Annotated in this window: 24 protein-coding genes and 3 pseudogenes; 10 read left to right on the top strand and 17 right to left on the bottom strand. The window is 54.0% G+C overall.

All coding sequences use genetic code 11. The features are described from left to right. Positions 1 to 4 precede the first annotated feature (4 nt). Complete coding sequence (locus tag ACWGXE_RS08690) at positions 5 to 1,279, top strand: hypothetical protein (protein ID WP_447602939.1); 1,275 nt, start codon at positions 5 to 7, stop codon at positions 1,277 to 1,279. A gap of 17 nt (positions 1,280 to 1,296) precedes the next feature. Here ACWGXE_RS08690 and ACWGXE_RS08685 read toward each other — a convergent pair whose 3' ends face one another. Then, on the bottom strand, positions 1,297 to 1,728 hold the full coding sequence (locus ACWGXE_RS08685) for a DUF423 domain-containing protein (protein ID WP_447602937.1): 432 nt from the start codon (positions 1,726 to 1,728) through the stop codon (positions 1,297 to 1,299). Positions 1,729 to 2,024: 296 nt separating this feature from the next. On the opposite strand from ACWGXE_RS08685, the gene ACWGXE_RS08680 reads away from it, so the two are divergent. Together ACWGXE_RS08680 and ACWGXE_RS08675 are read left to right on the top strand one after the other, a co-directional pair. Next, on the top strand, positions 2,025 to 2,426 hold the full coding sequence (locus tag ACWGXE_RS08680) for a hypothetical protein (RefSeq protein WP_447602935.1): 402 nt from the start codon (positions 2,025 to 2,027) through the stop codon (positions 2,424 to 2,426). Positions 2,427 to 3,037: 611 nt separating this feature from the next. After that, on the top strand, positions 3,038 to 3,772 hold the full coding sequence (locus ACWGXE_RS08675) for a hypothetical protein (protein WP_447602933.1): 735 nt from the start codon (positions 3,038 to 3,040) through the stop codon (positions 3,770 to 3,772). 141 nt (positions 3,773 to 3,913) lie between these two features. Here the strand turns inward: ACWGXE_RS08675 and ACWGXE_RS08670 are convergent, their stop codons facing one another. The 6 genes from ACWGXE_RS08670 to ACWGXE_RS08645 form a co-directional block, all read right to left on the bottom strand. Beyond that, complete coding sequence (locus tag ACWGXE_RS08670; RefSeq protein WP_447602932.1) at positions 3,914 to 5,002, bottom strand: SGNH/GDSL hydrolase family protein; 1,089 nt, start codon at positions 5,000 to 5,002, stop codon at positions 3,914 to 3,916. 496 nt (positions 5,003 to 5,498) lie between these two features. Further along, entirely contained in the window at positions 5,499 to 6,149 is a 651-nt protein-coding gene (locus ACWGXE_RS08665) for a response regulator (protein ID WP_447603912.1), read from the bottom strand. Then, positions 6,142 to 7,680 (bottom strand): PAS domain-containing sensor histidine kinase, encoded by a 1,539-nt coding sequence (locus ACWGXE_RS08660; protein WP_447602931.1) that lies wholly within the window; start codon positions 7,678 to 7,680, stop codon positions 6,142 to 6,144. The genes ACWGXE_RS08665 and ACWGXE_RS08660 overlap by 8 nt, the downstream gene beginning before the upstream one ends. Positions 7,681 to 7,805: 125 nt before the next feature. After that, entirely contained in the window at positions 7,806 to 8,183 is a 378-nt protein-coding gene (locus ACWGXE_RS08655; protein WP_447602929.1) for a hypothetical protein, read from the bottom strand. 611 nt (positions 8,184 to 8,794) lie between these two features. Continuing rightward, complete coding sequence (locus ACWGXE_RS08650; protein WP_447602927.1) at positions 8,795 to 9,193, bottom strand: Rap1a/Tai family immunity protein; 399 nt, start codon at positions 9,191 to 9,193, stop codon at positions 8,795 to 8,797. Between the two features lie 116 nt (positions 9,194 to 9,309). Beyond that, positions 9,310 to 9,492, bottom strand: coding sequence for a hypothetical protein (locus ACWGXE_RS08645; protein WP_447602925.1), 183 nt, complete (start codon positions 9,490 to 9,492; stop codon positions 9,310 to 9,312). An 834-nt stretch (positions 9,493 to 10,326) separates the two neighbouring features. Here ACWGXE_RS08645 and ACWGXE_RS08640 point away from each other — a divergent pair. Further along, positions 10,327 to 10,590 carry a hypothetical protein gene (locus ACWGXE_RS08640; RefSeq protein ID WP_447602923.1) on the top strand — a complete coding sequence of 88 codons (264 nt, stop codon included), beginning with the start codon at positions 10,327 to 10,329 and terminating at the stop codon, positions 10,588 to 10,590. A gap of 1,570 nt (positions 10,591 to 12,160) precedes the next feature. Then, positions 12,161 to 12,455: pseudogene (locus ACWGXE_RS08635) on the top strand (GYD domain-containing protein). Here ACWGXE_RS08635 and ACWGXE_RS08630 read toward each other — a convergent pair. Further along, positions 12,447 to 13,349 (bottom strand): chemotaxis protein CheB, encoded by a 903-nt coding sequence (locus tag ACWGXE_RS08630; RefSeq protein ID WP_447602921.1) that lies wholly within the window; start codon positions 13,347 to 13,349, stop codon positions 12,447 to 12,449. The pseudogene ACWGXE_RS08635 and the gene ACWGXE_RS08630 overlap by 9 nt on opposite strands. Before the next feature lie 627 nt (positions 13,350 to 13,976). Here ACWGXE_RS08630 and ACWGXE_RS08625 point away from each other — a divergent pair. Together ACWGXE_RS08625 and ACWGXE_RS08620 are read left to right on the top strand one after the other, a co-directional pair. Beyond that, on the top strand, positions 13,977 to 14,240 hold the full coding sequence (locus ACWGXE_RS08625) for a type II toxin-antitoxin system HicA family toxin (protein WP_447602919.1): 264 nt from the start codon (positions 13,977 to 13,979) through the stop codon (positions 14,238 to 14,240). Next, positions 14,230 to 14,442, top strand: coding sequence for a type II toxin-antitoxin system HicB family antitoxin (locus ACWGXE_RS08620; protein WP_447602917.1), 213 nt, complete (start codon positions 14,230 to 14,232; stop codon positions 14,440 to 14,442). The genes ACWGXE_RS08625 and ACWGXE_RS08620 overlap by 11 nt, the downstream gene beginning before the upstream one ends. A 223-nt stretch (positions 14,443 to 14,665) precedes the next feature. Here the strand turns inward: ACWGXE_RS08620 and ACWGXE_RS08615 are convergent. Continuing rightward, positions 14,666 to 15,577: pseudogene (locus ACWGXE_RS08615) on the bottom strand (IS3 family transposase); the annotation flags it as partial. Between the two features lie 82 nt (positions 15,578 to 15,659). Here ACWGXE_RS08615 and ACWGXE_RS08610 point away from each other — a divergent pair. Continuing rightward, positions 15,660 to 16,820, top strand: a complete 1,161-nt coding sequence (locus ACWGXE_RS08610) for an IS30 family transposase (RefSeq protein ID WP_447602916.1) — start codon at positions 15,660 to 15,662, stop codon at positions 16,818 to 16,820. Here ACWGXE_RS08610 and ACWGXE_RS08605 read toward each other — a convergent pair. Together ACWGXE_RS08605 and ACWGXE_RS08600 are read right to left on the bottom strand one after the other, a co-directional pair. Then, positions 16,791 to 17,087: a transposase gene (locus ACWGXE_RS08605; protein WP_447602914.1), complete on the bottom strand. Its 297-nt coding sequence runs from the start codon at positions 17,085 to 17,087 to the stop codon at positions 16,791 to 16,793. The genes ACWGXE_RS08610 and ACWGXE_RS08605 overlap by 30 nt on opposite strands. A gap of 632 nt (positions 17,088 to 17,719) precedes the next feature. Next, a complete protein-coding gene (locus ACWGXE_RS08600) occupies positions 17,720 to 18,868 on the bottom strand; it encodes a Fic family protein (RefSeq protein ID WP_447602912.1) in 1,149 nt (382 codons plus the stop codon). Between the two features lie 1,039 nt (positions 18,869 to 19,907). Here ACWGXE_RS08600 and ACWGXE_RS08595 point away from each other — a divergent pair. Beyond that, complete coding sequence (locus ACWGXE_RS08595; protein ID WP_447602911.1) at positions 19,908 to 20,321, top strand: hypothetical protein; 414 nt, start codon at positions 19,908 to 19,910, stop codon at positions 20,319 to 20,321. Positions 20,322 to 20,475: 154 nt separating this feature from the next. On the opposite strand, the gene ACWGXE_RS08590 is transcribed toward ACWGXE_RS08595, so the two are convergent. The 5 genes from ACWGXE_RS08590 to ACWGXE_RS08570 form a co-directional block, all read right to left on the bottom strand. After that, a complete protein-coding gene (locus ACWGXE_RS08590; RefSeq protein WP_447602910.1) occupies positions 20,476 to 20,835 on the bottom strand; it encodes a hypothetical protein in 360 nt (119 codons plus the stop codon). 591 nt (positions 20,836 to 21,426) lie between these two features. After that, positions 21,427 to 21,672 carry a hypothetical protein gene (locus tag ACWGXE_RS08585; RefSeq protein WP_447602909.1) on the bottom strand — a complete coding sequence of 82 codons (246 nt, stop codon included), beginning with the start codon at positions 21,670 to 21,672 and terminating at the stop codon, positions 21,427 to 21,429. A gap of 448 nt (positions 21,673 to 22,120) precedes the next feature. Further along, entirely contained in the window at positions 22,121 to 23,740 is a 1,620-nt protein-coding gene (gene rmuC, locus ACWGXE_RS08580) for a DNA recombination protein RmuC (RefSeq protein WP_447602907.1), read from the bottom strand. An 80-nt stretch (positions 23,741 to 23,820) separates the two neighbouring features. Then, positions 23,821 to 24,723, bottom strand: coding sequence for a hypothetical protein (locus tag ACWGXE_RS08575; RefSeq protein WP_447602905.1), 903 nt, complete (start codon positions 24,721 to 24,723; stop codon positions 23,821 to 23,823). 3 nt (positions 24,724 to 24,726) lie between these two features. Further along, positions 24,727 to 25,674, bottom strand: coding sequence for an AAA family ATPase (locus ACWGXE_RS08570; protein WP_447603911.1), 948 nt, complete (start codon positions 25,672 to 25,674; stop codon positions 24,727 to 24,729). A 273-nt stretch (positions 25,675 to 25,947) separates the two neighbouring features. Here ACWGXE_RS08570 and ACWGXE_RS08565 point away from each other — a divergent pair, with 273 nt between their 5' ends. Beyond that, on the top strand, positions 25,948 to 26,139 hold the full coding sequence (locus ACWGXE_RS08565; RefSeq protein WP_447603955.1) for a hypothetical protein: 192 nt from the start codon (positions 25,948 to 25,950) through the stop codon (positions 26,137 to 26,139). Positions 26,140 to 26,334: 195 nt separating this feature from the next. Here ACWGXE_RS08565 and ACWGXE_RS08560 read toward each other — a convergent pair. Then, positions 26,335 to 26,442 (bottom strand): annotated as a pseudogene (locus ACWGXE_RS08560) (hypothetical protein); the annotation flags it as partial. Positions 26,443 to 26,475: the final 33 nt, after the last annotated feature.

Genomic DNA, 26,475 nt, shown 5'->3' with positions numbered 1-26,475 from the left:
TGTGATGATGAACAGATTTCTCGCCGGTATCGATCCGGCTTTACGATTATCCATGTCGCCCCATCGGCATCGCCGGCAGGCCGAATCCCGCTTCACACCCTGGCGTCAACTGATTTTCGCTTGGCCCAGCGTCCTTGCGGCGCTTCTGGCAATCATTCTCGTGACCGGCGATCAAGTTGTCACAGCCGCCACCGAGGCTGATACCCAAGCAGAACCGCTCGCATTGACCGCCACGATGCCGCAATGGGATGCCATTCGGGCGACCGCCGCCTCTATCATGAAGAACCCACAGGCCGGAACCGACCCCTTAATCTATTTCGTCGACCCATTGGGCCGCCAGATGGGACTCCCGGACGCCGCCTCAACCTTGGCCATGAAGAAGCTTCCGGCGGCATTGGCCGCGGAACTCAAAGCCACCGAGTTGGCCGAGACCGCCAGGCAACTCATCCGAAGCCTGGCGGCATGGAATCTGGCGAAAGCGGCGCAAGCGGCGGCCGATGCCCAAGATCAGACAGCCGTGGAACAACTCGCCAGGGAGATTTCAGACCAGAGGGCTTGGCTCGTTGAAGCTGAAGAGATCCCAAATCTACGATCCATCGTCGCAGCGATTCCGGCGTTGAAATCGAACGGCTCGACGCCTGGTACGGCGGTGGACGAAGCACTTTATCGCGACTACGCGGCGTCTCTGGATCTTCGGTATCCATCAATAGCCGGTACATCCGACTCCTGGCTTGGACTGCTTGAGACACGAGGCATTCAAGCCTGGCACGACCGTCTGGCTGCCGAACCGGACAAGACGCCGGTTGACGAACAGCAGGCTCACAGTCTGGCTGAGCGATACGCCGCTTCCCGTTTGCGCCCGCTTCTCCGGCTGAGCGTGGCTGAACAGGGCAGCCGGCTGGAAACCTGGGCGGCGCAACGAGTCTATCGAAACTGGCTCAGCATCAATGAATGGAAGGATGCCGTCCGGCTTAGCCGGGGACTCGCGCGCTTATGTGGATCATGGCAATGGACGGTTCACAACCATCAAAATCATGGAGAGCAGAAATTGATCGTCACATTTCCACCATTGGGTGAGAGGATGGCAGGAGGCGGTCCGGCCGAAATGGTGGCTGTCGGGGATTTGATCTATCTCCGTTGGGAAGTCGGGGGACGAGTGCAAGAGGACAGCCTCTTGTTCTCGAAAGAGGCTCAGCGCCTGGAAGGCTCGTTCGTCAACAATACGGGTGGATGGGGCTCGGTCACGGGAAAACGCACAGCCGGATGTCCGAAGAAATAGCGCCCGCGGCCACCGGCTTACACTTCCTTGAAGCGCCGCCAACCGGTCCATGCAAGGATGGCCCAGCCGCCGAGAAAGGCCACGCCTCCCAAAGGGGTCACGGCTCCGACCCAGGTCAGACCCGTGGTCGCCACGACGTACAGGCTTCCGCTGAATAACACAATTCCCGAGCAAAAAAGCCACCCGGCCCGCGTGAGGCGCTGGTCGCATGTTTCGCGTATTTGCCAGGCGACGATCATCAGGCCGAAGGCGTGATACATTTGATATTTGGCGGCCGTTTCGTAGACGGCCAAGCGACTCGGTTCCAGGATCGCTTTGAGTGCATGCGCGCCGAACGCGCCGGCGGCGACTGAAAGCAAGGCGCAGACCGAGCCGATGACCATGAAAAGGATTGCCCGCCTGTTCATCGCGTTCGCGTTCGGCCTGTCCCGTCCGGAATGGTGCGCCATGCTGGAGGCGCATTGTAGCATGGCCCGGACGAGACCGGGACATAGAAGGGCTACAATTCCGGTTTTCACCAGGCCGTCTCGATCCGATACTAATCAGATCCGGCGCGCCATGTTCACCATCATGCGAGACGACAAGACTTTCTATGCCGCTTGAGTGCCCGCGTTGTCTGCTGACCAATCCGGATACAGTGTTGATGTGCGAGTGCGGATACGACTTTACGCCACACTTTCAGCGCATGCCCTTTCATAGAGGGAACGCGAAGGCTAAGTCACGGCGTCCGCTTTTTAAGCGCCAAATGCTCAAAAGCAGTTTCGTATTCGGCGTTATCCTGATTTGGCTCGCGCTCTCCACCGGAGAACTCTATCGAATTCGCATTGAACTACCCCGCCGCCCCATCCTCGAATTGGCCATCAGCAGTCTGATGGTCGGCCTCACTGATTTGATCGGCGCATTGGTTATCGGCACGATCGGGTGGGCCTGCGTCTGGATTGCCATGTCCTCCCATGGACGCCCCGCGCAGTTGTGTCCCCGGCGGACTACCTTCGTGGTGACCTTGTTCGCCAGCGCGGTATTGTTCGTAATCCGCACGGTGGAACCCACGGTCTTGATCCAACACATCGCGGCAGGACTGGCGATTGTGGCGTTGGCGGCGTTCTCTTATTATGCAGGTTCCAGACAGTGGCTCGGAAAGTGGTAGCGAGAGGAAAGAGGGCGAGATGAAATCGACGGCAAAGGTGTCGCGACGAAAACTATCCTGTCCTGAGTATAGCAACGGGCAGCGTGCGGCGAGGAGATAATTAAAACCGGCCGTAATTTTTCAGCACCGAGACGATTGCCGCGGTCCTCCACAATTTGTGGGGATAAGTTTGTGGATAAATAGGAGAACGGGTCCAACCGGCCGCCAGGACGGCGTTTGAGAGGAGATTGCCTATTCTTTGTGCATTGAATTCAAGCCAGGCCCACCCCCAATATCTTGCGGCTTGACTATTTTGCTTTTCTACAAATAAGGACGGCTTAGCACGCCGATCTTTCTTGTCCTCGTTTAATCTACGTCGAGAACAATGAAGGCAAATCTCCGCAGCATCCCGCGGGTTATGCACAGCTGATATGGAGAATTGGCCGAGTTTCCCGCCCAGGGAGAGGACTGTCCGAGGCGGGACAAGGCTTCATCCTCGGATGATCGTGTCTTATCACTCCACGGAAAATTCATGCACGATGCGCACAGAGAAGAGTAGCGATGCCGACGGCTGCCATCGTAATATGGTAACAAAATGGGAACGCTTTACCCTTCATCGGGATATTTCTTCAATGATCAAGCCGAACCTCAGCACACTCCCCCCATACGGTGCGTCACTGGTCCTGAGCATCGCTGTTCTGGCCGGCTGCCAACGAGTTGAACAGGGTTATTGGACTAAACAGGGGTTGTCACAAGCGCAGTTTAACAATGACTACCGTCGCGATTTTCGGGAATGCGCCAGAGAAGGCATGCGACAGAACGCGATAGCCGATGGAACGCCCGAAAGCGATACGATCCGGATGAGGCATCTCCCTTCGAGGGGAACCGGCTCAAACAGTTTCACCGAATGCATGAATGCCCGGGGTTATGAATGGATCACGATGCAGCCGTTGGCGGGCCCCGATTCTCACAGTGCATTGTCTCGTGACGCCGAATCATGTCCCAAAGAACGGCTGATCGTGGACCCGTTTGGGTATCCTCATTGCGCTTCCGAGAAACATAGTCAAGGAGAGGCGCGATCAATCAACGTTCCACGCGTTCTTCCTCCCGAGATTCCGCCTGATGTGTCGCGTGACATTCCACTGGAACGTTCCCCCGAAGTCCCGCCGCGTACACCGGCTCCTGTTCCGGAAGACAAGATGGCGGCACCCCAAAGTGCAGCTCCAACCTCGGAACCACCGCAGATCAGACGGCGGGCCTTTGATGAAAGTCTTTGCATTCAGCTTTCCCAGGCATCCCTTTCCAGTCCGTACGACACCTTTCTGCGTTGCATGGAAGAAAAGGGCTGGCCGCCTTCTTCTAAGTGAGCAGAATACGCAGCCGCGTACCGAACTTCTCGGGATTCACAACGATATGGTGGCCTTGGGAGAAGCTCTTTGGAGAAACGCTCCAATCAATCGACTGATGGTCACCGCCGGCATAAGCTGACCACACGGCCTGCAATCGGCTCATCGATGACGCGCCATCGTCACTCCTCGCTCTTGGATATGCTTGACCACCGTGCTGGCGACTAAACGATGACCCGATTCATTCCAATGTTCATCGGGAGTCTGAACATCTTCGCCCCGTTTGAGCGCCTGGTCGATCGTATCGGGAATATCGTTCCAATATTCAATGCCATGGTGGGCTGAGATCGTCGCAAATGCCTCGCTATACGGCGAGGCGTTGTCGCAACTAAACGCCATGATAGGCGTGGCACCCACGCGCGCGCGCACGCGGCCCATGAGTTCGTCGGTCACTTGTAGGGCGCGCAGAAAACCCGGATGTTTGAAGCCCTGCGCTTCAATGATCGATTCCACCGAAGTAGTCGCAGTCGTGGCCTGCAACCGGTCTATCCGACTGACGATAAAGTACAAGAATCGGCTGTGCTGATTGATCCATTCGCGAAGTTCCTGCCATGCCGGTTTGGGAGACAGGTACGTGACGGTGCCGTTGATCCAATAGGGCCGGGTCAGACCGTTATTGTTGAACAGACTCGCCTGCTCCAATTCATGATCATTATTGATGAAATCGTTGATGCAGTATTGCCATAGGATCAGATCCGGCTTAATCTCATCGACATAGCGGTCCAGGATCAAATACTGCTGTAGCGTCCCGTACCCGCCTGCTCCATAGGCGAACACTTCCATATCCAGTAGCTCGCTTATGAGGGCGGCATACGTCTTGTCATCGGAGACGGCCGTGGCTTGAGTATACGAGTCACCGATAACAAGCAACTTTGGCCGAGTCGAATTAAGCGCGCCGAACAGACGAAATCCATACTGCCGCTGGGAACGGTGTACCGGATAGCTCTTTCCGCCTTTTGTTTTCGCCGTAAGTGTTTCCTCATAATATTCAGTGGCACGCCACCCCAATTCGGGATCAAGTTTGAGAGCCCCCACGCGGCCTGACGTCCGCTCAAAGAATGGGATGCCGTCCCGTATCAAATGGACAGCCCTTATGGCCACCTCTCCGATGGAGAGGCCCACTATAATCAGGAGTGTCAGGACGGCGGCGGAGGCAAGAACGAGGAGAGATTTATTGGGTCGGTTGGCCACGCCTCACACCTCTTCAGTCGTGGAATTCCACAATTGAATCGGCAATGCAGGTCACCGGCTCGGTCAATGAAACACTGCCCGTGATTCTACACCACGGAGGATGTTTCATACGAAAAAAGACAATTCGAGGTATGCATCAACGGGGCTGGTCGCCTGAATCCGGTAGCTCATCATTTTAGCAGGTCAACGAACAACGTGATGAGCACCGCCACAAAAAAACAGGCCAAAGCAAATGCTGTCTTTCTCCACCGGCTGTCTCTTCGCTCCAGTTCGCTGAAAGGACCGTCGGAATAATGAACACGATTCATGTGTTGCTTGGTGCGCTCTGCCGATTCGCCCATGACAGCCGGGCCGCTACGCTACTTCGAGAGCAGGCCGGCTCAAGGCTGCGCCAACGTGCCATAATCGTACAAAGCGCAGGAATCGGGAAAACCCTCAGATCGGGAGAAATCATACCTTAGGGAAGGATCGTGAAGGAAAGATGGCGCTCGGCGGCCTATTCCGGCCTGACCAGCCCTGTTCGGATCGCAAGTCGGACCAGCCCGGGGATATCGTGGATTTCGAGGCGATCCATGAGCTGGGCCCGATGCGTTTCCACCGTTTTGACGCTCAGATCGAGACGTTGCGCGATTTGCTTCGTCGAGCAACCTTCGGCAATCAGTTGAAGAATCTCGCGTTGGCGGCCGGTCAGCCTCCCGAGGGGGCCGAGCTGGGCATCGTCTTTCCGGCAATAGGCGTTGACCGTGAACTTGGCTACAGCGGGTGTCAGATAGGTATCTCCTCGCCACACCGTTTTAATGGCCAATTCCAGTTCTGTTCGATCAGCATCCTTCAGCAGATACCCGGCCGCACCGGCGCGCAGGGCCTCCATGAGGTACTCTTCGTTTGTGTACATGGAGAGCATCAATATCTTCGTGTTCGGGCATTCCTGCCTGATGCGGTTGGTCGCCTGAAGCCCGTTCATCTCCGGCATGGCAATATCCATCAGCACGACATCCGGCTGGAGTTCCTTTGAGACTTTAAACGCGGCTCGACCATCGCTGACTTCACCGATGACCTGGACCCCTTCCAGTTTTTCAAGCAACGCTCTAAAGCCGGCCCTGACCAATGTGTGGTCCTCGGCAAGGAGCACCCGCACTTTATTCATGTTCATACTCTGCTTCATCCGGATTCCGGCCGACGGGGAATATCGCGTGGATCTCCGTCCCCGCATCGTGGGCCGATGTGACCGTTATTTGACCACCGAGAAGACGCACCCGCTCTTCCATCCCCGACAGACCGACGGTGCTCCCCGCATGGGCTCCTTCTCGAATGCGATGCGGATCAAAACCTTTGCCGTCGTCGCGGATCACGACATCCAGCTCTCGATCACGCATCTCCAGGCGCACGTCGACTTTTTTTGCCTCCGCATGGCGAGCCACGTTGGTCAGCGCCTCTTGGGTCAGTCGAAAACACGAAATCTCCACGCCGGGGGAGGGCCGCGTCAGGATTCCGTCGGCTTGAAAATTCAGTTCCCATCCGGCACGCTCGGCCTGCCTGCCGGCATACCATCGCAGAGCGGGCACGAGCCCCAGCTCATCCAACATGGAAGGCCTTAAGTCCAGCGCCAGGTTGCGGATATGTTGGAGCACTTGGTCCAGGATTTCAAGGCTATCGATAATATGCTTCTCGGCGGCCGTGTCCGTGGAAAGCTTCGGCGATTCACCCAGTTCGCGAAGGTTCAGCTTGATAGCGGTCAGAGCTTGCCCTATTTCATCGTGCAAATCTCGGGCTATGGCGCGGCGCTCCGATTCCTGGATCTCCATCAGCCTGCTGGAGAGCACCCGCAATCGGGCATTGGCTTCACTCAAGGCCGCCGTGCGCTCCATCACACGGCACTCTAATTCTTCATGCGTGGCCTTCAATACATCCTGCACCCGCTTCTGCTCCGTGATGTCCGTATTGAGTTCAAGACTTCCGCTCGGCACGCCACTCGCATCTCTCAACAGCGTCCACCGGCTGGAAACAGTGATCCGATCGCCGTTCCGAGTCGTATGGATCAGTTCCCCGGCCCAACGTCCCTTGGCCAGAAACTCCTTTTTGATTTCCTCCAGGGGCTTCGGAAACACCGTCCTCAAAAACTCGTGAATATAGGCGCCGTCGGCTTCCCTGTTCGTCCATCCGTAGAGACGCACCGCCCCGTCGTTCCAGTAGGTAACGGTGTCACGCTCCAAATCGCGGACGAATATCGCATCGTTGGCCAAGTCCAAAAGTTCGGCTTGACGCCGGAGTAGCTCTTCGGCTTCTACTGTTCCTCGGTTATCTCGAAAAGCGAAAACGAATCCAGCCGTCTCTCCGAAAGCATCCGGCAAGGCGGTGATCGACAGGTGCACGATCAATCGGCGACCATTTCGATGGATGTAAGTCCAATCCGCTTCAGCCGTGTCGCCTAACCTGATTCCTGCGACAATGGCACGAAACGGATCGGTCACGACGGACGGTTCGGAAGGAGCACTCCGAGTTCGATTCTTTAATTCCACGGCATCATGAAAGTCAGCAGGAGTCCGTTTACCGATTACCTCCTCGGCACGGAACCCTAACAGACGCTCAGCCGCCTGATTGAAGCCGATGATGGTTCCCGTCGAAGTAGTTGATATGATGGCCAGACCGTGGGTCGACCACTTGCCGTCGTCGCTCACAACCCTCCCTCAACTGGTACGGAGGACTCACGGAGGATACAAGCTCCATTCGCTCGTATCAGCCGATCAAAGCTAGCACGACTGTCTCATAATATCCATCTACGTAGCCATGGACTTGTATCTCATTACTTTGTCTGCACAGTTGTCTGTACCGCCGTGCCGTGCACTTGTGTGCAGGCGCGAGAGAAAAGAATAAAATACTGAAAATATCCGTCCACGGTCACGTCAACGAGCGCGTCTGCGATTTTCTTTTTATCGAGTGCGTCGGCCACCGCGTTGCGCGTTTCGTTGGCGCCGGTGACCGGTATAAGCCCGAGCGCATAGTATACGCAATCTTGTCCGCGCACCTTCCCGAGAACCGTATAGCCTCCGGGCGCGAGCGGTTTGGTCGACGGCGCGATCCCACCCGGACGATGCATGCAGCCCGCAGTCACCATCATGGCAAGCACCGCCGCTACCGTCCCGACTTTCGCATACCAGCTGTTCGCATGTCGTCGTGCCATCACAGAATACTCCTTTCATGTGCGCGCCCGGCGCTGGACGCGCTGTGTTACCCCATTGTGAGGAGCCGGTTCGTCAGATGTTCAGGCAGGAAACGGAGCGCTGTACCTATATCCGCAGCCTTTGCATTCCCACCGCTGAGAGGCAGCTTCTGCAGGGCGCTCCGATGGCAGCGTGCACGGCCGCATCGGTTCGATGCAGCGATAGCAGTGTAAAACGTTATCGATCGTGATCCCCCACGCGATCGGCTCGGAAGTACCGCGCCGGCCGTTCTGGTCCAAGCACAACAACGCTCGTCCCATCATCGTTTCTATGATGTCCTCAATAAGAGACTCGGGTGGAACGGCCGCAAGCTCGATTTGCCGTCCATCTATTTCGACGGCGCATTGAGCGACGTGCCACAGCCCGTCAGCACGATGAACAATCGGTATCAGAACGTTCAGCATAGCGCCATGAACCAACCGAGATTCTCCGGCATCTCAATCCTGACCGTGCATCATTCTCATTTCTTGCGCCGGAAGTCCAGGCCAGATTGCGCCGGGGCATAAGAATTCTTACGCTCGGAAAGACAATCCGGATCACGTGACAATTCGCAGCGAGCGCCTGAGCCTTGTTATTGTGTATTCCGACACACATCCATCAGGCCGTAGTACACAAGTGCCGACGCGTCTTTGTGCATTTCTTCCGGATGCTCCTTCATATACTTCTCCACGGTTGCGGCCGCCTGACGATATGAAATCTTCTTCCTCACAATGCAGGAAAGCGTTTGAATCCACGCAGTATCAGGCTTTCCTTCCTTGCGCTCGAACGATGCAGCTTCGGCCCATGCATCGAGCACTCCGGCTACGTACCCACCCCGCCATGAACTGTTCATACTCTGCCATTCATAGCCGGTGATCGCATGTGCGTTCCCGAAACCCAGGAAGATCAGTATCGAAAGCAGCAATAACTTTGAGGCCATGTCCAATTCTCTTTTATACGTTTGGCTTACCATCAATTTCCCAAAATCCAAGGCATACTCCATAAGCCCGCGCAATCCTTCGCCCTATGACGCCCGTAAAGATCCAGTACGAACACTCATCGCCGCACGAACGACCACGATCTCGAATCGGGTTCCTTCGCCGATGGCTAAGATAGATCCGCCAGGTCATTCAACGCCCTGAGTAATTCCGTCCCTTCTTCCTTCGTCAATGTCACGGTCTGGGCATGAGTGCCTTCACCGAAGTGAGCCCAATAGTGATCTCCACTTTCGTTCAGATACTGGATATACTCCTTCTTCACATAATACGAACCGATTTTCATGTATACCATGACCTGTATCTCCTCTGCTAAGGTTCTCCCTATCAACCTTACGGTTCGATAAAGAAATCGATTTGATAGCCACATTGTTCGCATTCCCAAACCTGTCTGTCATCTTCAAATCCCTCTTGGCTGGGTAATCGCTTCAGAGCGACCTTGCATTGCGGACATATGGGATGATCCGGTGATTCTTTGGGCGCCGCCAGAGGTTTCTGAGGCTCGACCTTACGGGACAATGAGCTTCCGCATTTAGGGCATATGAATTCTTCCAGGGCCGATGTCAGGCGCTGCCGCATGGGCGTTCCACATTGGGGACAGGGCGATTCGGCCGACATAGCAGGTCGTTGATTCATCCTACGTGGCTCATCATATGACCAGCGCCATGAATTTAAGTCAATGAGCCCAATGATGAAGGGTGATTCGTACGCGCGGTATTCCGCCTTTTGACACAAGAAATGGCAACATACGCATCTGCCACTGTGGCTCGTTTACCTAGGAAGGAATCGGTTGCCCGATGTAAGGTGTTATCCGGTCATTTTTCGGGTCTTTCCCGATAACAGTTCCTGGGGCGCCGTGTTATTTATAGATCACCTCGCTCACAACCGTCTTCGCGATTCCTATGCGGGGCATCGCTCCGTCACACGGCTGGTTCACCGGAGAACCGGCATCTAATGCGCTTTCTATCCGCAGGTTGGACATCTGAGCCTCTATGATGGAACAATCGCCCTTCCGCAGTATGTTTCAATGCAGTACTTCCTCCGCTCTGATCGATAGCCCTTCCGTGGAATACAGAATGGTCCGGCGCTTGCGCACATTCTGGGCTCCGATTACCAGCGAGGAGGAAACATGGATGAGAAAGCCACAAAACTTCTTGAGACCTTTGCCGAAGTGTGTCGCCGCCAAGAAGGATCGCCACGCCCTGAGCATTGGCAGCATTTATACGCTTTCACCCTGTATGTCCACCGACGAGCGCTTCATCCCGCCGCGAGAACGGTGCGCGATTACTTGGTGGCGCACGGATGCTCTGTGCAGAAGGCAAATTGGGTGGGTGGCGAATATAAACGCTTCACCGAACTCTTAACCCTATACGATCAGCAACGGCGCACCTGAACTGATCTCGTTTACAAATTTGCAACTTTCTTCGGATTGGAGACATAGAATGGTCAAAAACATTAACGGCGCAGCATCGGACGCATGCTATACTCGCCCCATGTGCACGGAATGTCATCATCATCGAGGAGTGAACGGACCACGTTGCCTCTATTGTCAAGGGCTAAACCCACCAAAACCGGGATATCATCGACTTTCCATTCGTCTGCGGTCGTTTGTGCGACATCCGATCAATTCGCTTCATCACATTCCAGGTTTGTGTCGCTGACTGTCGCCACACCGTCCATCCCTCATTCCATCCATCCTGCCCATCAAGACTCTACCCCGCATAAGACACTGCTCCTATCTCGGCGGCATTTCGAATTACGGAAAGGCATCCCGCAAGGAATACCAGTTTCTCCGAATAACCAGTTTATCGCCTGTCGATTTACGGAATACCAGACAGACTGCGATGTCTAGGATGGCCATATTGAGATTCTGAGTAAAGGAACTTTCGACGGTGCTTTGATTGACATAGGATTTTGAAGCGGAGTAGCATGGCATCCGAGTCTGATTCGTTAAGCACCATGATTGTAAAGCGGATCCTGACACTCAGCGTACTGATCCTCTTCTGTGACTTCACCTTCAATGCCTATGCCTGTCTCTTCCCGGTATATCCCGCGCCTTCCATGGGAAATGGCTGTTCGGCGCCCGGGGAAGAGCCGATCCGCCAGTTCTGCGATACGTTCAAAACCTTAGGACCGCAGTCCATATCGGAGTCTTCGCATTCCTCCGCACTGCAGACCGCTGAGTTCCTCGCGCCAGTTCAATCGACTCAATCACCTGATTGTCTTCTTGGCCCTCATTGTCGGAATCTACACTGTCGTATCAACGGTCCCCCCCCCTGATGTCTTATCAAAGACCAGCGTCCTTCGGATCTAATCAATAATCTCCAGTAGGCTCCTTCCCTCTATTTTTCATGAGCGGCTGGGCCTTGTGCGATCACGGCCGGTCTGTTTCCCGAGCACAAGGCTTCCGCGCGCCCAGTATTGTGCCGTTCATATAGGAGAGGAGGTGATGAACATGTGTCCCATCGAAGAAGCGTTGGGGTACTGTCCATGGGGAGCAGTCAGCCAGCTGCTGTCATGGCTAGGCTGGCAATAGTCTAGAGTCATGATTGCGGGCAAGTCAGGGGCGGTTGTGCTGCAGCGCAGCCGCTCTCTGACTCCTGTCGGAACCTCATCGCATGGCGTAACCCACCGTTGACCGGCCAGACGATTGCTGAGAACTACCGTAAGATTAGGCGACTCCCAGCTGTCTTGATCGCCTATTTTCCCGCTTGAGTTCGCCCGCTAGATACCGCTAGTCTCTCACTCCGTCTCGGCAGTTCTTCCAGAGAACAGTTACAGCACGGTTAATGGATGCCTGGAGCATCTCAACGGCCGGTTTGCAACGGTGCTTGAATATAGTGTACCCATCTCACTCCATGATGCCTGACAGAAATCCACGCACGGCAGATTAATTACAATGCGCACCGACCGCATGGTGCGATGTTTAGTATTACACGCTCCAACGTACAAGGAGGTCACCCATGGCCACGTATCTCATTCAATCGCAGTGGACGGATCAGGGCATCCGAAACGTGAAAGAATCAGCGAAACGTCTCGATTTTGGGAAAAAGAAGCTGAAGGAAATGGGTGGGGAAAATCAAAGCCTTTTATCTGACCACGGGACCGTACGACATGTTGGCTGTTGTTGATGTGCCCAATGATGAGGTCCTTGCGGCTCATATCTTGTGGCTCGGTTCTCAAGGCAATCTCAGAACACACACGGTGAAAGCTTTTACCGAGGACGAGTTTCGTAACATTGTAGGTGGCCTAACCTAGAACGCGACCGGTACGTTCTACACCGGACGACCTTTTCTCAATCGGAAGACTATCCCTTAAAGCCTTATCCACAAGGTTTTGAACGGTACGAAGGTCCAGTTCCAGCGCCGTGAGTTCAGTCGTCAAATACTTGAGCGTCCGCGGATTCCTTTGGGACTGCTTGATCAGCTGCATCAGCAATCCGACCCGCTCCTTGAGCATACGGACGGAGACCGCCAAGCCGGTTTCCAAACCTGTCATGCGGCGTGCCAATAAGTCGAGCGTCGGGCCGATCTCTCGTAACCGAAGGCAAAACGTGACAGGCAGATCTTTCATCGCACTAGCCGGCATGTCTGGATATTCTGCTTCGACTGGGTCCTGTACGATGGTGACGCCTCCCACATCATGGATAGATTTGAGACCTGCTGTGCCATCTTTTAGAAGACCGGTCAAAACAACTCCGATGACGCGATCGCCGTAGTGTTGTGCGGCCGAGTGGAAGAGTTCATTAATTGTGGTCGGCGCCCCAGGCTTACTTTCACAAGCCGCGAGGTGGAGAGCCTCGAACGTCACTGCCGTACCAGGCGGTGAGATGTATAGAGTTCCCTCTCGTATTGACTCCCCTCCTTCGACCGCGACGATTGGCATCCGGGTCGATTCCTGAAGCCAGTCGCCGAGTTTGAATGGACCCTGTCGCTGGGTTCTCGGCATATGCTGCATGATAATGATGGCGGCCGGGATGTCATCGGATAATCCCCTCACCACTTCTTTCAACGCGTGATGGCCCCCGGCCGAAGTTCCGATCACGATCAGGTTATTGACGCGACTGTAGCGGGGGTGATCCTGAGTCGGAGGCTTCACACGTCGCAGAGGATCAGCGACGACAGGACCTTTCTTCGCGGAAACCTTTTTCATTGGCCAATGTCCCGCTTCCATAGATGAAGCTCAGATCGAGATGTTGGAGCAGCAAGGGGGTATGCTCTTCGCAAAGTGTTGACAGCATACTCCTTTCGCACCCTCTTTACTAACAGCTCTGCAGTGTTCAAAAGCCCCACTTTTCCCCTCGTGCTCGATAGTTCGGGCAAAGCACGGGCAAAACAAACCGTGCTCTCTACCCTCCCCTTTCGGCTCGTTCTTGTCACCGTCTCGCCTTTCACGAGGAGGGGACAAGAGATGGGTCGATGGAATGATTCTTCGCATCAACCTACTGCCGGCGAGTGGTCGCGCAAACAGAAGCGCGGCTATCAGCGAGTGCGCTCGCTGCTTTATTTTTGGGAGTCACATCGATTTCAGGTGCTCTGGGTGACACTCTCAACGGGACCAGGCGGGAATGCCGATAAGCTCACCTATCATCACAAGCAGCTGCGTCAGCGAATTGAGCGTCACATGGGAAGACCTACTCGCCGGCCACGCCATCCTATTGAATGGCGTGATTCTCCAATTGGTCTTGGGAAAGGGCCTGACCTGGAGTCCACCATAAATTGACTTCCCCGGACGGCGGCTATAATCTCTATGAAGATTTTGGATGATTGACGCGCGAACATGGCCCAACATGACAAGCTGCTCGCGCGGATTCTCCAAGGCACGTCGGACGCCAATATCCCCTTTGATGCGTTGCGTGCGCTCGTATCCCGATTAAGATTTGCAGAGAGGATTCGAGGCGACCATCACATCTTTACCAAGGACGCGATAGCCGAAATCTTGAATCTCCAGCCGAAACGTGGGAAAGCCAAACCGTATCACGTCAAGCAGGTTCGCCACGTAATTGTAAAATACAAGCTCGCGAGAGAAAACGATGATACCTAAGTACGAAGTGATCATTTATTGGAGCGAGGAAGACAAGGCGTTTATTGCCGAGGTACCTGAACTGCCTGGTTGTGCCGCCGACGGACCAACCTATAAGGACGCTCTCGCCAATGTGGAAGTAGTCATTCAAGAATGGATCGACACGGCCAAGGAGCTGGGCCGGCCGGTCCCCAAGCCTAAAGGCCGCCTCGCTTTCGCCTAACGGCAAACCTTACTCCCTCCCCTCCCTTCGCCAAGTAATTCCTTCGCGTGGCGCTAATTACCTCATGTCGTCTTCTAACAATATCTAAGAGTTGGGGGCAGGTATGTCTACGTGCCTTCCCACCCCGTAATACGTGAAAAGTGCTAAACGAGCACGTCCGGGCCGAAGGCGGGACGGCCTGGGGGCTAGGGGGCGCAGCCCCCGCTTCACTTCATCTATATGGTTAAAGTAGTACAACCCGATTGGTTCTACCCCGTTCCACGGACAGATCAGTTAAGAGTTTCTCCGCCTGCTGCTGAAACGCCAGTCTCCGCCGCTGTCGAGGATTGTGCCAGCGCTCGATGTAGTCAAAGACATCCGCTCGCGCCTCGGCTCTCGTCTGGTACTGCCGTCGATTGACCCGCTCTCGTTTCAGGAGGCCAAAGGATCTTTCGGCCGCCGCGTTGTCAGCACAACTGCCGACCGCGCTCATGCTACACGTGATGTGGTGTGCCGCTAAGGATTGCTGGTACTCATCGGAGGTACACTGACAGCCACGATCGGAATGCAGAATGACCGGTGTGCGGCCGGGCCGCTGCCACACCGCCATCAACACCGCCTGCATGACCAATTGGCGATCCTGCCGCGGGCTCATCGACCAGCCCACCACCACGTCCGAATACACATCCAGCACGATGCAGAGATACAACCAGTGTTCGGCTGTGCGAATGTACGTGATGTCGGTGACCCATTTGGTGTTGCAGGCCGTCGCGGTGAAGTCCCGCGCCAGATGGTTGCGGCGTACCGGCCGGCGGCATCCCCGAGGGCTTGGTGCGCCGGCGCCGCCGCTGGGGGACGCCTTGCAACCCCGCTCGGCGCATCAACCGGGCGACCCGATGGCGACCACATCGCTGTCCGGCGTAACGGAATTCTTCCCACATCCGTGGGCTCCCGATCACGCCATCGTGCTCAGTATGCAGATCCCGCATGCGCCTCACCAGCCGGGCGTTCTCCTGCGCGCGGGCACTCGGCGGGCGCGTCAGCCGTCATACCCACTCGCCGATACCTGTAAACACCGGCACATCAATCGGATGGGAAACGCGTCGCGGCATCGTTGGATCATCCGACACTTCACGTCGACGCTCTCGCGAAGAACGCTGCGGCAGATTCAACCCGTCAGTGCAACACCACCTGGTTTCGTCCAAGATGGCGAACTTCACGTTCGAGAGGGAGGTGGTATGGCACGAGTGGGACGACGGGGGATGACCGGGGCGCAGAAAGACGAGGTATGGCGTCGGTGGCGAACGGGTGAATCACTGAGCGACATTGGCCGGGCCGTTGGCCGATTCCCCGCGTCGATCTTTGGGCTATTGCGGCTCCACGGGGGGATTACGCCACTGGCCCGTCATCGCGCAGTCCGGGCGCTCACGCTGGCCGAGCGCGAAGAGATCTCGCGGGGCCTGGCGGCCGGCGCCTCGCTCCGTCAGATTGCACGGGCCCTCCAGCGTGCACCGTCGACGATCAGCCGTGAGGTCTCGCGGAACACGACATCGCAGAGTTATCGGGCAACCCGGGCGGATGAGCACGCCTGGGACCGTGCGCGTCGTCCCAAACTGTGTCGTCTCGCACTGAATCGGAAGCTCCGGTATATAGTGAGCAGCAAGCTTGCACAAGATTGGTCTCCGGAGCAGATCGCCGGCTGGCTCAAACGGACTTATCCGGACGAGGAGAGCCTGCACGTGTCTCACGAAACCATCTATCGCAGCCTCTTCATTCAGACGCGTGGGGTGCTGAAAAAAGAGCTGCAGAAGCACCTCCGGACTCAGCGCGTCTTCCGTCAGTCGCGACACAGCAATATCCGGGGCTTGCGGCGTGGCCAAATTATCGATGGGGTCCCAATTGCCCAGCGCGCCCCCGAAGTGGTGGACCGCGCCGTCCCTGGTCATTGGGAAGGCGACCTGATTGCCGGACGCGGCAATACCCATATCGCGACGCTCGTCGAGCGGCACTCTCGGTTTACGATGCTCGTAAGAGTCACTGGCAAGGACACCAAAACCGTGGTGCGGGCTCTGAGCACGCAGGTCAGGAAGCTGCCGGACCAACGCCGTCAAACATTGACCTGGGATCGAGGCATGGAACTCGCGGACCACAAGACGTTCACTCTGACGACGGACACTCGAGTGTATTTCTGTGATCCCCGAAGCCCTTGGCAACGCGGCACCAACGAACACACGAATCGGCTCCTGCGGCAATACTTTCCGCGGGGGACGGATCTCTCCGTCCATTCGCAAACCCAGCTGAACAAGGTGGCGCAGCAGTTGAACCAGCGGCCCAGAAAGACGTTGGGATATGCGACTCCGGCGGAGCGACTACAGGCGAGTGTTGCATTGACCGGTTGAAACTCCCGCCGCTTCGCGCAAAAAATCCCGCTCCTTCGTGACGCGGGCCAACTCCCGACGCAACTGACTGAGCTCTTCATCCCGGGATCGCCCATTGCCTACAAAGGCCTGCTGCGGATACTTGCGCAACTCGCGTCGCCAGCGTCCCAACATATTGGCCCCGATGCCCAGGTCGGCGGCGATTTGACTCACCGTCACCCCGGGTGCGTCGAGCATCGCCACCGCTTCGCGTTTGTACTCGGCTGAAAACTTCCGTCGTGCTCCCATGACACCCCTCCTGGCCCATTATGGGCCTTAAGTCAGGTGTCCGTAAAATCGGGGCAGAACCCGAGGGAACGATGAGCCGGGAGAAGTACCGACCGGAGCGGGAAGAAAGTGTAGTCATGATCAGTCCTTTGGTGTAGAGATTTCGACACCAACGACTGACCAAATCAAGAAAGTTCAGGACTGGTGCGGGGTTACAAGCAGAATGGTGCCGGAGACCGGGATCGAACCGGTACGGGCCTTGTGGGCCCGAGGGATTTTAAGTCCGAAGGAGATAGCGGGACTATTGCAACCGATGATGGGGCAAATGAAGATAATCAATAAATTAAGAAGTGAAGCAGGCGGCAATTGGGCCTATAGTCCGCCTCCCCTTTCAATAGTTCAGCCACAAAACCGCCACAGCTCCGTTGATTAACTTTTCTGTAACGACATTTCGGCTTTCGCACGATCGAAACTTACTCCCTTTTACTGCTGAATCCGCATGTAACACGGGTTTAAATCCCCAACGGGATTGGATGGCTTTTGCAGCCTAACTAGTTGGGCCTTGCCTTTTAGGGGCAGTGTTGCTGCAGCATAACAAGTTCCATTCTGTTATGTGGAAACTTCTGACGATTGAAACATGGACTCTTTGCCTCTTAGGTTTGGTTTTTGTCCTGGTTAGATATCCGCGTAGGGCCAGGAAGATCTAGGCCAGGAATTCTATAGCTAGTGTTCTTGCTGCCGCCTTGGTTACGAACCAACAAGCCCTGACCAATAAGCTCTTTGATATCACGCTGAGCTGTCGGCATGGACGATCCTGTGAGCATTGCCCACTTCCGTGCCGTAAGGTTGCCCTTGAATCCATCAAGTACTCTGTTCAGCATGTTTCTCTGCCGTTCGTTGAGAGGTATCGAAGCACTTCGCTGCCAGAAATCTGCCTTTCGTAGTACGGCCATCGAAGCAGACTCAGCAGTTTCAATAGCACGTGAAAAAATCTCAATAAACCAGAGAAGCCTTTCAGTAATGTCTAAATCACCTCCCTGAGCGCTCTCTAAAGAAGCATAGTATGCGGGACGCTCACGACGGATCTCACTTGCAATGCTGTAAAAGCGCTGTGGTGATTTGTCTGATCGAGCTAGAACCATATCAGCCAACGCTCGTGCTATTCTCCCATTGCCGTCCTCGAAGGGATGGATCGTTACAAACCAAAGATGGGCGATGGCAGCCTTAACAATGACATCAGTCTTTAGCGGTTCATTGAACCAATTAAGAAAGGCATCCATCTCCCGCTCTATTCTTTCAGCAGGAGGAGCTTGGAAGTGTACCGTTTGATTTCCATAAGGACCTGATAAAACCTGCATAGGACCACCCGCGTCATCGCGCCAAGCACCGGTTGCAATTTGATGCAGCTTTGAATCGTGGTTCTCGAACAATCTGGAATGCCAGGTGAACAAGCGCTCCCGCGTCAGGGGTGCCATGAAGTTTTTTGTGGCGTCGAGTGTTATTTCTACTATGCCTTCAACGCCACGATCGGACGACCTGATACCAGCCATAGGCACTCCGAGCCGGCGTGCCACCGATGAACGCACACTTTTTCTATCGAGGCTCTCACCTTCAATCTCGGAGGTTTTGAGAGATTCTTCGGTAAGAGCCTCTAATTCAGCATTGCGTCGGTCGGCGAAACCGAGACGTTGCATGTTGCCGAGGAAATAACCTTCCTTGAAATGAGCCTCAGCCAAAGGTTCTGCAAGTTTTTCCGCATCCCACCTGAACTTTGGCCAATCTGAAAGTTCCCATATGTACATAGTTCACATCATTTTGTGATTTGAATGTGAAGGCATTCACATCAGACAAGAACAGATTCGCATCAAAAAGTGATTCAAATATAACAGGATTCGCATCACTAATAAAAGGGGCACTCTTATCTAGCAATATTCATTTATATATTAGGCAGTTACAAACAAAACCCAAGATACACTATATGGTGTTAAAATTGTAATTCTTAGGACGACAATACCATATCTGGTGGAAAACTTGATTTCGTTTGACACAAATTCAAAAAATAAAGATAATCAAAATTGTACAGTCTATGTGTGGCGATTTGGCACAGCGACGTAACAATGGGATAGAAAGCAGAAAGGCCCAAACCGCCTGGTCAGAGGCGGTCAGGGCCCTTCATAACGAGGGGAGGCACAAATGATAAGTCGTTGAGACCCCTTCGGGGGCGTACCCGGCGCGACAGCCCGGCACTGATAGCAGGTGGCACCCTGCAACAAAGCGGTGAGGCAGATTACCGAACCACTTTGCATTTTTCAACACAGAAATGCCGAGCCATGGAAGGCTCGCGCTTTCAGTATAGCACAAGGAGTAGTTATGAAACGCGGTGAACCAAAGACGACACTCCGAGGGCGTGATTCTGAAAACGGGCAATTCATCCCCGTCAAAGAGGCACGTCAACGACCAAATACAACCACGGTCGAGCGAGTGCCGAAACCAGGTTATGGCGATACTAAGTAGCGCCACTAACTCGGTGTAGCCAAGGCGGGACGGGGCGGAAGGCTTCCGTCCCGTTCTGTATATTCAAGGAGGTGATAAATGGGTGATGAAAAATTTACAAATGTCAGACAGGGATACAATCCTGGACCACTATCAGAGGCTGTGCTTCAAAAAGGTCTGAATCCCGCACCATTGTCTCAGGCCGTGCAGCAACTCACGCAGGGATCAAACCCTGCTCCCACCCCCGGTAGACCGAACACTCCACTGCCACAAGGTAGCGGAAACACGGCGAACCCAAAGTAGGCAGTGGAGTCTGCAACCCTAAATGCCCTTTCTGCCTGGGCAGCCATGATTTCTGCCAGTGCCGCTGCCGTCACAGTAATCTTCACGTTCAAAGCGATCCTCCATGCCACGCGCACCCAGGAGCTAGCGACTGTGGATCGCGTCTTCGACAACCTTGCCCAGCTTGAGGAGAAACTTTATGACGCTATTGCGTCGGGCCACGGGCAGACTGTGCTCCCAACTTGGCGAGGACTCTTCCTGAATCGCCTTGAATACTTTTCCTTCCTGGTCAATCAAGACTATCTCCGTGATCCAAAGTTAACGGGCTTCTTCGCCGAGGCAGTCGTTCGATGGTATGAGGATATTTTTGAAAAGTTGGCTGACCAAGCTGAGAGGACCGACCCGAAAACTTATCCTGAACTGAAGGCTCTTTACTCAAGACTGAGATCTGGCTCGGTTGAGGCATCGGCAACGTCATAGTAAATGCATATTGTAGCTCGTCTGGACACTGACTGTTTGGAAATGATCTAGGGAAGTGCGATTGGGATTTGCTGCAACTTGTCTCCAACGGTGTCCCTGCAACTTACCATAGTGCTTGCGATGCTATTGCCTTACGATCAGTGACCTACCCTCGCTATATCGCTCGGCGTAAACGATCAACTTCTCGATCAAGGCCGGCTTTCTGAAGGGCATAAATTGCGTCCCAGATGAGGCGTTCTAATTGCTGTATCCTTGCTTCTCGTTGGGCAATAGCCGCATCATAGCCGGCCCACTGCCGAATGATCGCCCAGGCCGCGCGATACTCATTGAGCAGACTCACCATATAACCACTGCCTGGCTGTCTTGCCTCGTGACTCCATTTCTGCTCTGTCGCTTCGACGCCAACCAAAACCGTGCTGGGCTCAGCCGCGCTGAAGGCTTTCGCAAGGGTTAGGACGTCGGAAAATGGTAGATGAAAAGTACCATGTCGGTCTTCGTATGCGACTGAGGACATCTCGACCGTCTCAAGTCTGGCACGCAGCTTAATGCGCCTAGGGCCTCAGGTCGCCCGGAGAGCACGCCCCGGTAAAAGCTCAATCCTGGCTCACTTGCCGCTTCAAAAACTTCTGTCACAGCGTTGTCAAGCGGTGAGTTCCCCTCATAGCCGTGCTGCGTATTGGCGTCTCGCAACTGACGGTCACGTTGCTCATCAAACAGAACAGCCTTGCGCTCCTTCCAAAGGCACAAGAGGTCTTGAGATTCCACATACTCCACAAGTCCAGGATTCGGATCAATCCACTGAGCCTTCCATTTCTTGCCTCGAACATGCTGAAGGATTCGCACGCGTTGAAGGGGTGCATCATGGCTCCGAGCCTCTCGAAGAGCGTACTCTTGGCGAGCCTAAATTCCTGATTTTTGCATAGATTCGTAGCGTGTATTCGAATCTCAACTGAAAGATCTGGTATCGATTGAAAGAGGCTAGTCCGTTATGGCTATGGGGTCAATGGGGTTCAGTCGATACCCTAATCCTCTTGAACACCTTCGAACCTGGACGCACCCTGAGGGGAAGCCCCCGGAGTGCCCGGAGGCCTCCCAAGGATGACGTTCAGCGCTTCAAGGCGTGAGCGGCCATCCATTCCTTGGCCTCACGGGCAACGGTGAGCAGTGCCTCGAGGTCGCTTAGACCGAATGAGGTCCCGTTGCGCCATGCACCGGACCGATCCTTGAACGGCCGAGAGAAGGTCGTTGCGAAGAACGGGCCCTTTTCACTCTGGTTCTGCCAGATCGTCGCTTTGACGTTGCCAAATCGCAACGTGTTCGCGGGTTGTTTGGATTGTTTGTTGATAGCCATGTTGTTTCCTCCTTTGTGGAAATGAAGTTGGCTCTCACACAGGAAGCGGAGAGGCAACGCACATTTCAAGGAGGGACGAAGTGGGGAGATCGAAACCAGCATGACGGAGAGGTTAAAGCAGCGGGAGTGACAGCAAAGCTGGCACGAGCAGTGCGGCTCGTAGGTGAAAGCCAGTCGGCCTCCTAGTAATGGCTAGAAGGAATCAAACTCAATGTGGCAAAGCCTTCGCATGGATAAGGATGGTAATGATGTCCTCCGCCGAAACGACGGGAGCTTAAAACGAGGGTACGATACCGGCTTCGGAGGTCTGCGACAAAAGGAGTGGATTCATGAACGGCTATTCATATCAATTTAGTGTGATTGACCAGCTATCTGCCATGGGAGGATTCTCACGTTTTCACGAATAAAGCCTCTTGCAGGGAATCACTTATAGTTTTGGAAATTCCGGTTACCGCAGAGGCTCGACTTTCTCTTCTTCGTTCGGCGCCGAATCTAGAAGGCTCACGGGAAGCGTTTTGGACGGATGCACGCCAAGCTCACGGAAGCGTTCCACCTGTTGAACCAAGTTTCCCTTCCCAGTCTTAAGCTGTTTGAATGCTTGGTCATGGGCCGCTCTGGCCTGATCTAATCGTAGGCCAACTTGTTCAAGGCTCACGGCAAAACTTGCAAATTTGTCATAGAGAGATGCTGCCTGCTTGGCGATTTCTTGGGCGTTACGGCTTCTATATTCGTGCCGCCATGTATAGGCGATTGTCCGCAAGGTAGCCAGGAGCGTCGCTGGCGTCACTATAACTACACTCTTGGCCAACGCATCAGTAAAGATCGCCGGCTCCTCTTGCATGGCAATATAAAATGCCGGCTCAATCGGAACGAACATTAGTACGAAATCCAAAGAATTGAGTTGATAGAGGTTGTGATAGTTTTTTCCGCTCAGATTCTGGACGTGTCCGCGTAGCGCGTTAACATGTTCATTTAAACATGATTGACGCAGGCTCGAATCTTCAGTTGAGACAAAGCGTTCATAAGCGATCAATGATACCTTGGAATCAATTACAATGTTGCGTTTCTGCGGTAAATCAAGGACGACGTCTGGTTGAATACGGGTTCCGTCCTCCTGCTCAAAGTTCTGCTGAATTCGATATTCTCGATCCTTTGTCAGACCGGAATGTTCGAGGAGTCGCTCTAAGATCACCTCACCCCAGGTTCCTCGCATTTTGCTGTCACCCTTCAGGGCCTTCGTGAGATTTCTTGCTTCCGTATCGAGCTGCGTCGCCATAGCAGCCAATTTTTCAATTTCCTGTTTCAGGGAATAGCGTTGTTGGGATTCAATATTGTAGGTCTGTTCAACCTTGTTTTTGAATTCCACAAGCTTTTCCGCGAGGGGGTTAAGAATAGCCGTTAATTCTTGCTTGTTCGTATTGGTGAACTTCGTGCTGTTCTGCTCCAAAATCTCTGTAGCAATAGAACGGAATTGAAGCGTCAGAGCCTCTTTCGCATTCGTCAGCAGTGCTAGGTCCTTGTCACTTTGCTCACGTTGAGTTTTCAGGGTTATCTCAAGCTCAGTCGCGCGCTTCGCTAAGCTATCCCGTTCTGCTCGGAGCGCAGAGATGGTGTCCTCTTGGTTTAGGACGTCGGACTTGAGATGCGCGACCTGCGCTGATAGGCCGTCTCGATTCTCCCTTACACATGCGAGGTCTGAATGGGTAGCAGCCAGCTTTCCTTCGGCGGCTTTTAGCTCTTGACGGCTCTGACCAAGAGCTTCCACTAGTAAGGGAATCTGTTCCACCTTTGCCGTGAGCGAGGCCGCTAATTGATGGGCAGATTCTAATTCTATGCGGGATTCATCCGACGATGTCGCAAGCTTATTCAGCTGACCTTTGAGATTTTCAAGCTCACGATCACTTTGGGCCAGCCGCTCTCGCATCGTGGCTAGCTCAACTTGGCCCTCTGAACGACCGCGTTCATGCGCAACGAGTATCTTTGGCGATAGGATCGCCCATAGAATGCCCGCGCCCAGAACTGAGCCAATTAGCAATGCAACTATGAATACTAAGGGACCTATTTCCATAATTCCGCTCCCTTGTGGAATAGGTTCTACACATACTCGAGATAGATGTAGCCGGCTGATAGATTCATGTAAATCACTGTCTACCGCTTTGTCCCCTCGATGATGATTGCATTCACGAGGTCAAACGCAGCTGTTGGTCCAGAATACTGACCAAATCGTAATTTGTGCTGGTCTTCGCTAAGCAAATTGATGTCGTCTGAGGTTCCGGCGTCACCCTCTCGCAGGCTGTTGCCAAATTTCACGCCGCCTCGTTCAGTTAAGATGTAGCGGTTGTGAATTTCCTCACTGCCGTTTCGTTGCGACCAGAATCCAATTCGAATTTTGATTCCAGTTGGAATTAGATTCGGTAAATATTTCGCACACTCGTCGAAGAAGAACTGTTCACTGAGGTCAATTTTCGTTGAGACAAAAATTTCAAGTAACGGTGGGCAAGAGTTCCTCTCTGCGACGGCTAGATCCAATAATGCAGCAAATAAGATACGGTAGTCATAATGTTTTGGGCGAAAGTAGGGATCAACAAAGAGAATCTGTTTGGAGATTTTTAAAAGTGGACCGACGCATGTGCAGACATCTTGAGGAGTACGGGCCATACATTGAGATACATCGACTTTCCATAGCGGATGGTTCTCTTCAACAAGATGCCCCTCGAGCACAAACGGATGCGAATTGGGGTTAGCTTTAGCTAAGATTGCATGGAACGGTTTGCGGTTGTGCTCTTCTTCTGCATTTGGAAGCCATTCTTTCTCAGGGTCCCATGTGCTGTGCCGAGTGATCATCCTATCCTTGAGGCGAGAAAGCCTTTCAACAATCTTTGCTTTCTCTATGGGAGGGCATGAGCTTAGGGATTCATACACCATCCGCTCCCATCTCTTTGGATAACGCGAGATAAGCCTGCCGCGCGCAACACCAAATTGCTCGGACAAATACCTAAAGTCGTTCCAGTTATTAAGGAGATTTGGATCGACTGCATACTCTGAGATCACGGTCTAAAACAGTTCCTTTGCACGATCATCAAAGAAGCCTTGAGGCCACTGTCTGGCAAATTCCCCATCGGGAAGGATTGGAATTTCGATTACTCGAGAGCCGCTGGCAGTCGCATCTACAAACAAGACGGCCACATCTTCCGGCTTGACGGGAATTGAGCCGTTCGGCAACTCATTCGCGGTTGTCTCTCTGATACGTCGAAGTATGCGCAGCATCAGATGTTCACTATGGGTTTCCAGGATCATCGTGTTCTTTCGTTCACCAAGAGCAGTTTCTATAAAAACGTCCCCAAGCTCGCCTTGGAGCGCGGGGTGTAGGTGGATCTCTGGCTGCTCCATTGCAATGATCTTGTTCCTGGATGCATAAGCCGTGACTAGCACCGGGAGAACCTGGCTGATTCCGATGCCAACGTCTCGATGACTCACCTGCGTTCTTGTACGGTTATCCATCAAAATCAACTCATTAATCTTGTCGATCTCTCCAGAGCTGACTTTGCTCACGAATGCTGTAGCAGCGGATTCGGGATCGTCAAAAATCGGGATAACGCCCTCCTCATTCACGAGCTCAGCTGCTTGCTGCAACATGTCAGTCAGCGGGGTCTGCAGATCCTCTGCTCCAACAAGTTCTCGAATAGCCAGCAAGTAGGGGGTCTGCAAGCGTTCGGGAGAATTCAGCCACGCATTCACAGCATCCCGAACCTGCCTATTTTTGCGAACCACATCCCACGCGTATCCTCCTCCAGCAAACCAGTTCTGATCATGGTGTTGGGCAAACGCGATATGCCTGGGCGGGTACGAGCGAAGAGGACCCAAGTACTGAAGTCGTCCCAGCTCATTCCCGATCACTTCCCGCAAGCCTCGAATGAGTTCATCAATGGTACGGGGCAAGAAAAACCGGATGGCGTTAGCTAAGTCCTCCTCTCTTCGTCCCTGGCTGATGGGAAAGAGCATTGGCTCCTCGGAGGCAATCGGAGATTCTGGTGAGGCCATTCCCTCAAACAACTCGCGCTGAAGGAATCTCCTTACCTCTACCTTGCCCTGCCCAGCGTACTCACGCACTCCAAAGCGAAGTAAGCCGCGTGGAAGCAACCCTTCGACTCGCGTGAGAATGTGCGGAACGAGTTCAGAAATGGCTCGATTCAGGCCCTCCCGATCTGAAGGCCGAATGCTTTCGGCCGTTGTGGTCGTTTCTAGGATGGCTTTGATAAGAATGCGCAGAACAGGATGGTCCTGCTCCAACCGATCAAGCTGAAGAGTCCCGTCTGGACGGAGACTCATCCGAAGGAGGCCGGAACCGTCAATATGTATTTCATACGTTTGAATCTCAGGCAAGGCGTTGGGTTTCGGGAGGCCTTTGTCATCGAGCTGGATGCCTATCGTCACGGTAACCATTACCCGTTTCGTCGGAGCGAGTAATTCGGAAAGTCGTCCTCTCAGCTGGGCAGCATCGATTTCAATTGAATAGTCGACCCGACGCCCGTAATCCCGGCGATGGATATATTGACGAAATCCACCGAGATCCACCGACTCACCCCCGACCCGTGTACGGTGGATATCGAGTTCACTCGTCTCTGAGGCATGACAGGCCATGAGGAGGCTGTGAATGAAACTGGACTTTCCTGCGCTATTGGCGCCGAAGATGAGAGTGAGTGGACGGATAGGAATGTACTGGGTATCGGCGAAGGCTTTGAAGTTTCCGATACGAAGACCAGTCAGCATTGTCGCTATCTTGCTCTCATGGGTAACAACTCT

The organism is Nitrospira sp. Nam80, from assembly GCF_965152575.1.
The sequence above is the reverse complement of the archived record's forward strand: the minus strand, read 5'-3'. Positions and strand labels throughout refer to the sequence as shown.

What these genes read in the sequence shown, in the direction of transcription:
- ACWGXE_RS08690 (WP_447602939.1), top strand. Translation starts at nt 5, where the DNA reads ATGATGAACAGATTTCTCGCCGGTATCGATCCGGCTTTACGATTATCC.
- ACWGXE_RS08685 (WP_447602937.1), bottom strand. Translation starts at nt 1,728, where the DNA reads ATGGCGCACCATTCCGGACGGGACAGGCCGAACGCGAACGCGATGAAC.
- ACWGXE_RS08680 (WP_447602935.1), top strand. Translation starts at nt 2,025, where the DNA reads ATGCTCAAAAGCAGTTTCGTATTCGGCGTTATCCTGATTTGGCTCGCG.
- ACWGXE_RS08675 (WP_447602933.1), top strand. Translation starts at nt 3,038, where the DNA reads ATGATCAAGCCGAACCTCAGCACACTCCCCCCATACGGTGCGTCACTG.
- ACWGXE_RS08665 (WP_447603912.1), bottom strand. Translation starts at nt 6,149, where the DNA reads ATGAATAAAGTGCGGGTGCTCCTTGCCGAGGACCACACATTGGTCAGG.
- ACWGXE_RS08655 (WP_447602929.1), bottom strand. Translation starts at nt 8,183, where the DNA reads ATGGCACGACGACATGCGAACAGCTGGTATGCGAAAGTCGGGACGGTA.
- ACWGXE_RS08645 (WP_447602925.1), bottom strand. Translation starts at nt 9,492, where the DNA reads ATGGTATACATGAAAATCGGTTCGTATTATGTGAAGAAGGAGTATATC.
- ACWGXE_RS08640 (WP_447602923.1), top strand. Translation starts at nt 10,327, where the DNA reads ATGGATGAGAAAGCCACAAAACTTCTTGAGACCTTTGCCGAAGTGTGT.
- ACWGXE_RS08630 (WP_447602921.1), bottom strand. Translation starts at nt 13,349, where the DNA reads ATGAAAAAGGTTTCCGCGAAGAAAGGTCCTGTCGTCGCTGATCCTCTG.
- ACWGXE_RS08625 (WP_447602919.1), top strand. Translation starts at nt 13,977, where the DNA reads ATGGCCCAACATGACAAGCTGCTCGCGCGGATTCTCCAAGGCACGTCG.
- ACWGXE_RS08620 (WP_447602917.1), top strand. Translation starts at nt 14,230, where the DNA reads ATGATACCTAAGTACGAAGTGATCATTTATTGGAGCGAGGAAGACAAG.
- ACWGXE_RS08610 (WP_447602916.1), top strand. Translation starts at nt 15,660, where the DNA reads ATGGCACGAGTGGGACGACGGGGGATGACCGGGGCGCAGAAAGACGAG.
- ACWGXE_RS08605 (WP_447602914.1), bottom strand. Translation starts at nt 17,087, where the DNA reads ATGGGAGCACGACGGAAGTTTTCAGCCGAGTACAAACGCGAAGCGGTG.
- ACWGXE_RS08600 (WP_447602912.1), bottom strand. Translation starts at nt 18,868, where the DNA reads ATGTACATATGGGAACTTTCAGATTGGCCAAAGTTCAGGTGGGATGCG.
- ACWGXE_RS08595 (WP_447602911.1), top strand. Translation starts at nt 19,908, where the DNA reads ATGATTTCTGCCAGTGCCGCTGCCGTCACAGTAATCTTCACGTTCAAA.
- ACWGXE_RS08590 (WP_447602910.1), bottom strand. Translation starts at nt 20,835, where the DNA reads ATGTCCTCAGTCGCATACGAAGACCGACATGGTACTTTTCATCTACCA.
- ACWGXE_RS08585 (WP_447602909.1), bottom strand. Translation starts at nt 21,672, where the DNA reads ATGGCTATCAACAAACAATCCAAACAACCCGCGAACACGTTGCGATTT.
- rmuC (WP_447602907.1), bottom strand. Translation starts at nt 23,740, where the DNA reads ATGGAAATAGGTCCCTTAGTATTCATAGTTGCATTGCTAATTGGCTCA.
- ACWGXE_RS08570 (WP_447603911.1), bottom strand. Translation starts at nt 25,674, where the DNA reads ATGCTCTTTCCCATCAGCCAGGGACGAAGAGAGGAGGACTTAGCTAAC.
- ACWGXE_RS08565 (WP_447603955.1), top strand. Translation starts at nt 25,948, where the DNA reads ATGGTCCTGCTCCAACCGATCAAGCTGAAGAGTCCCGTCTGGACGGAG.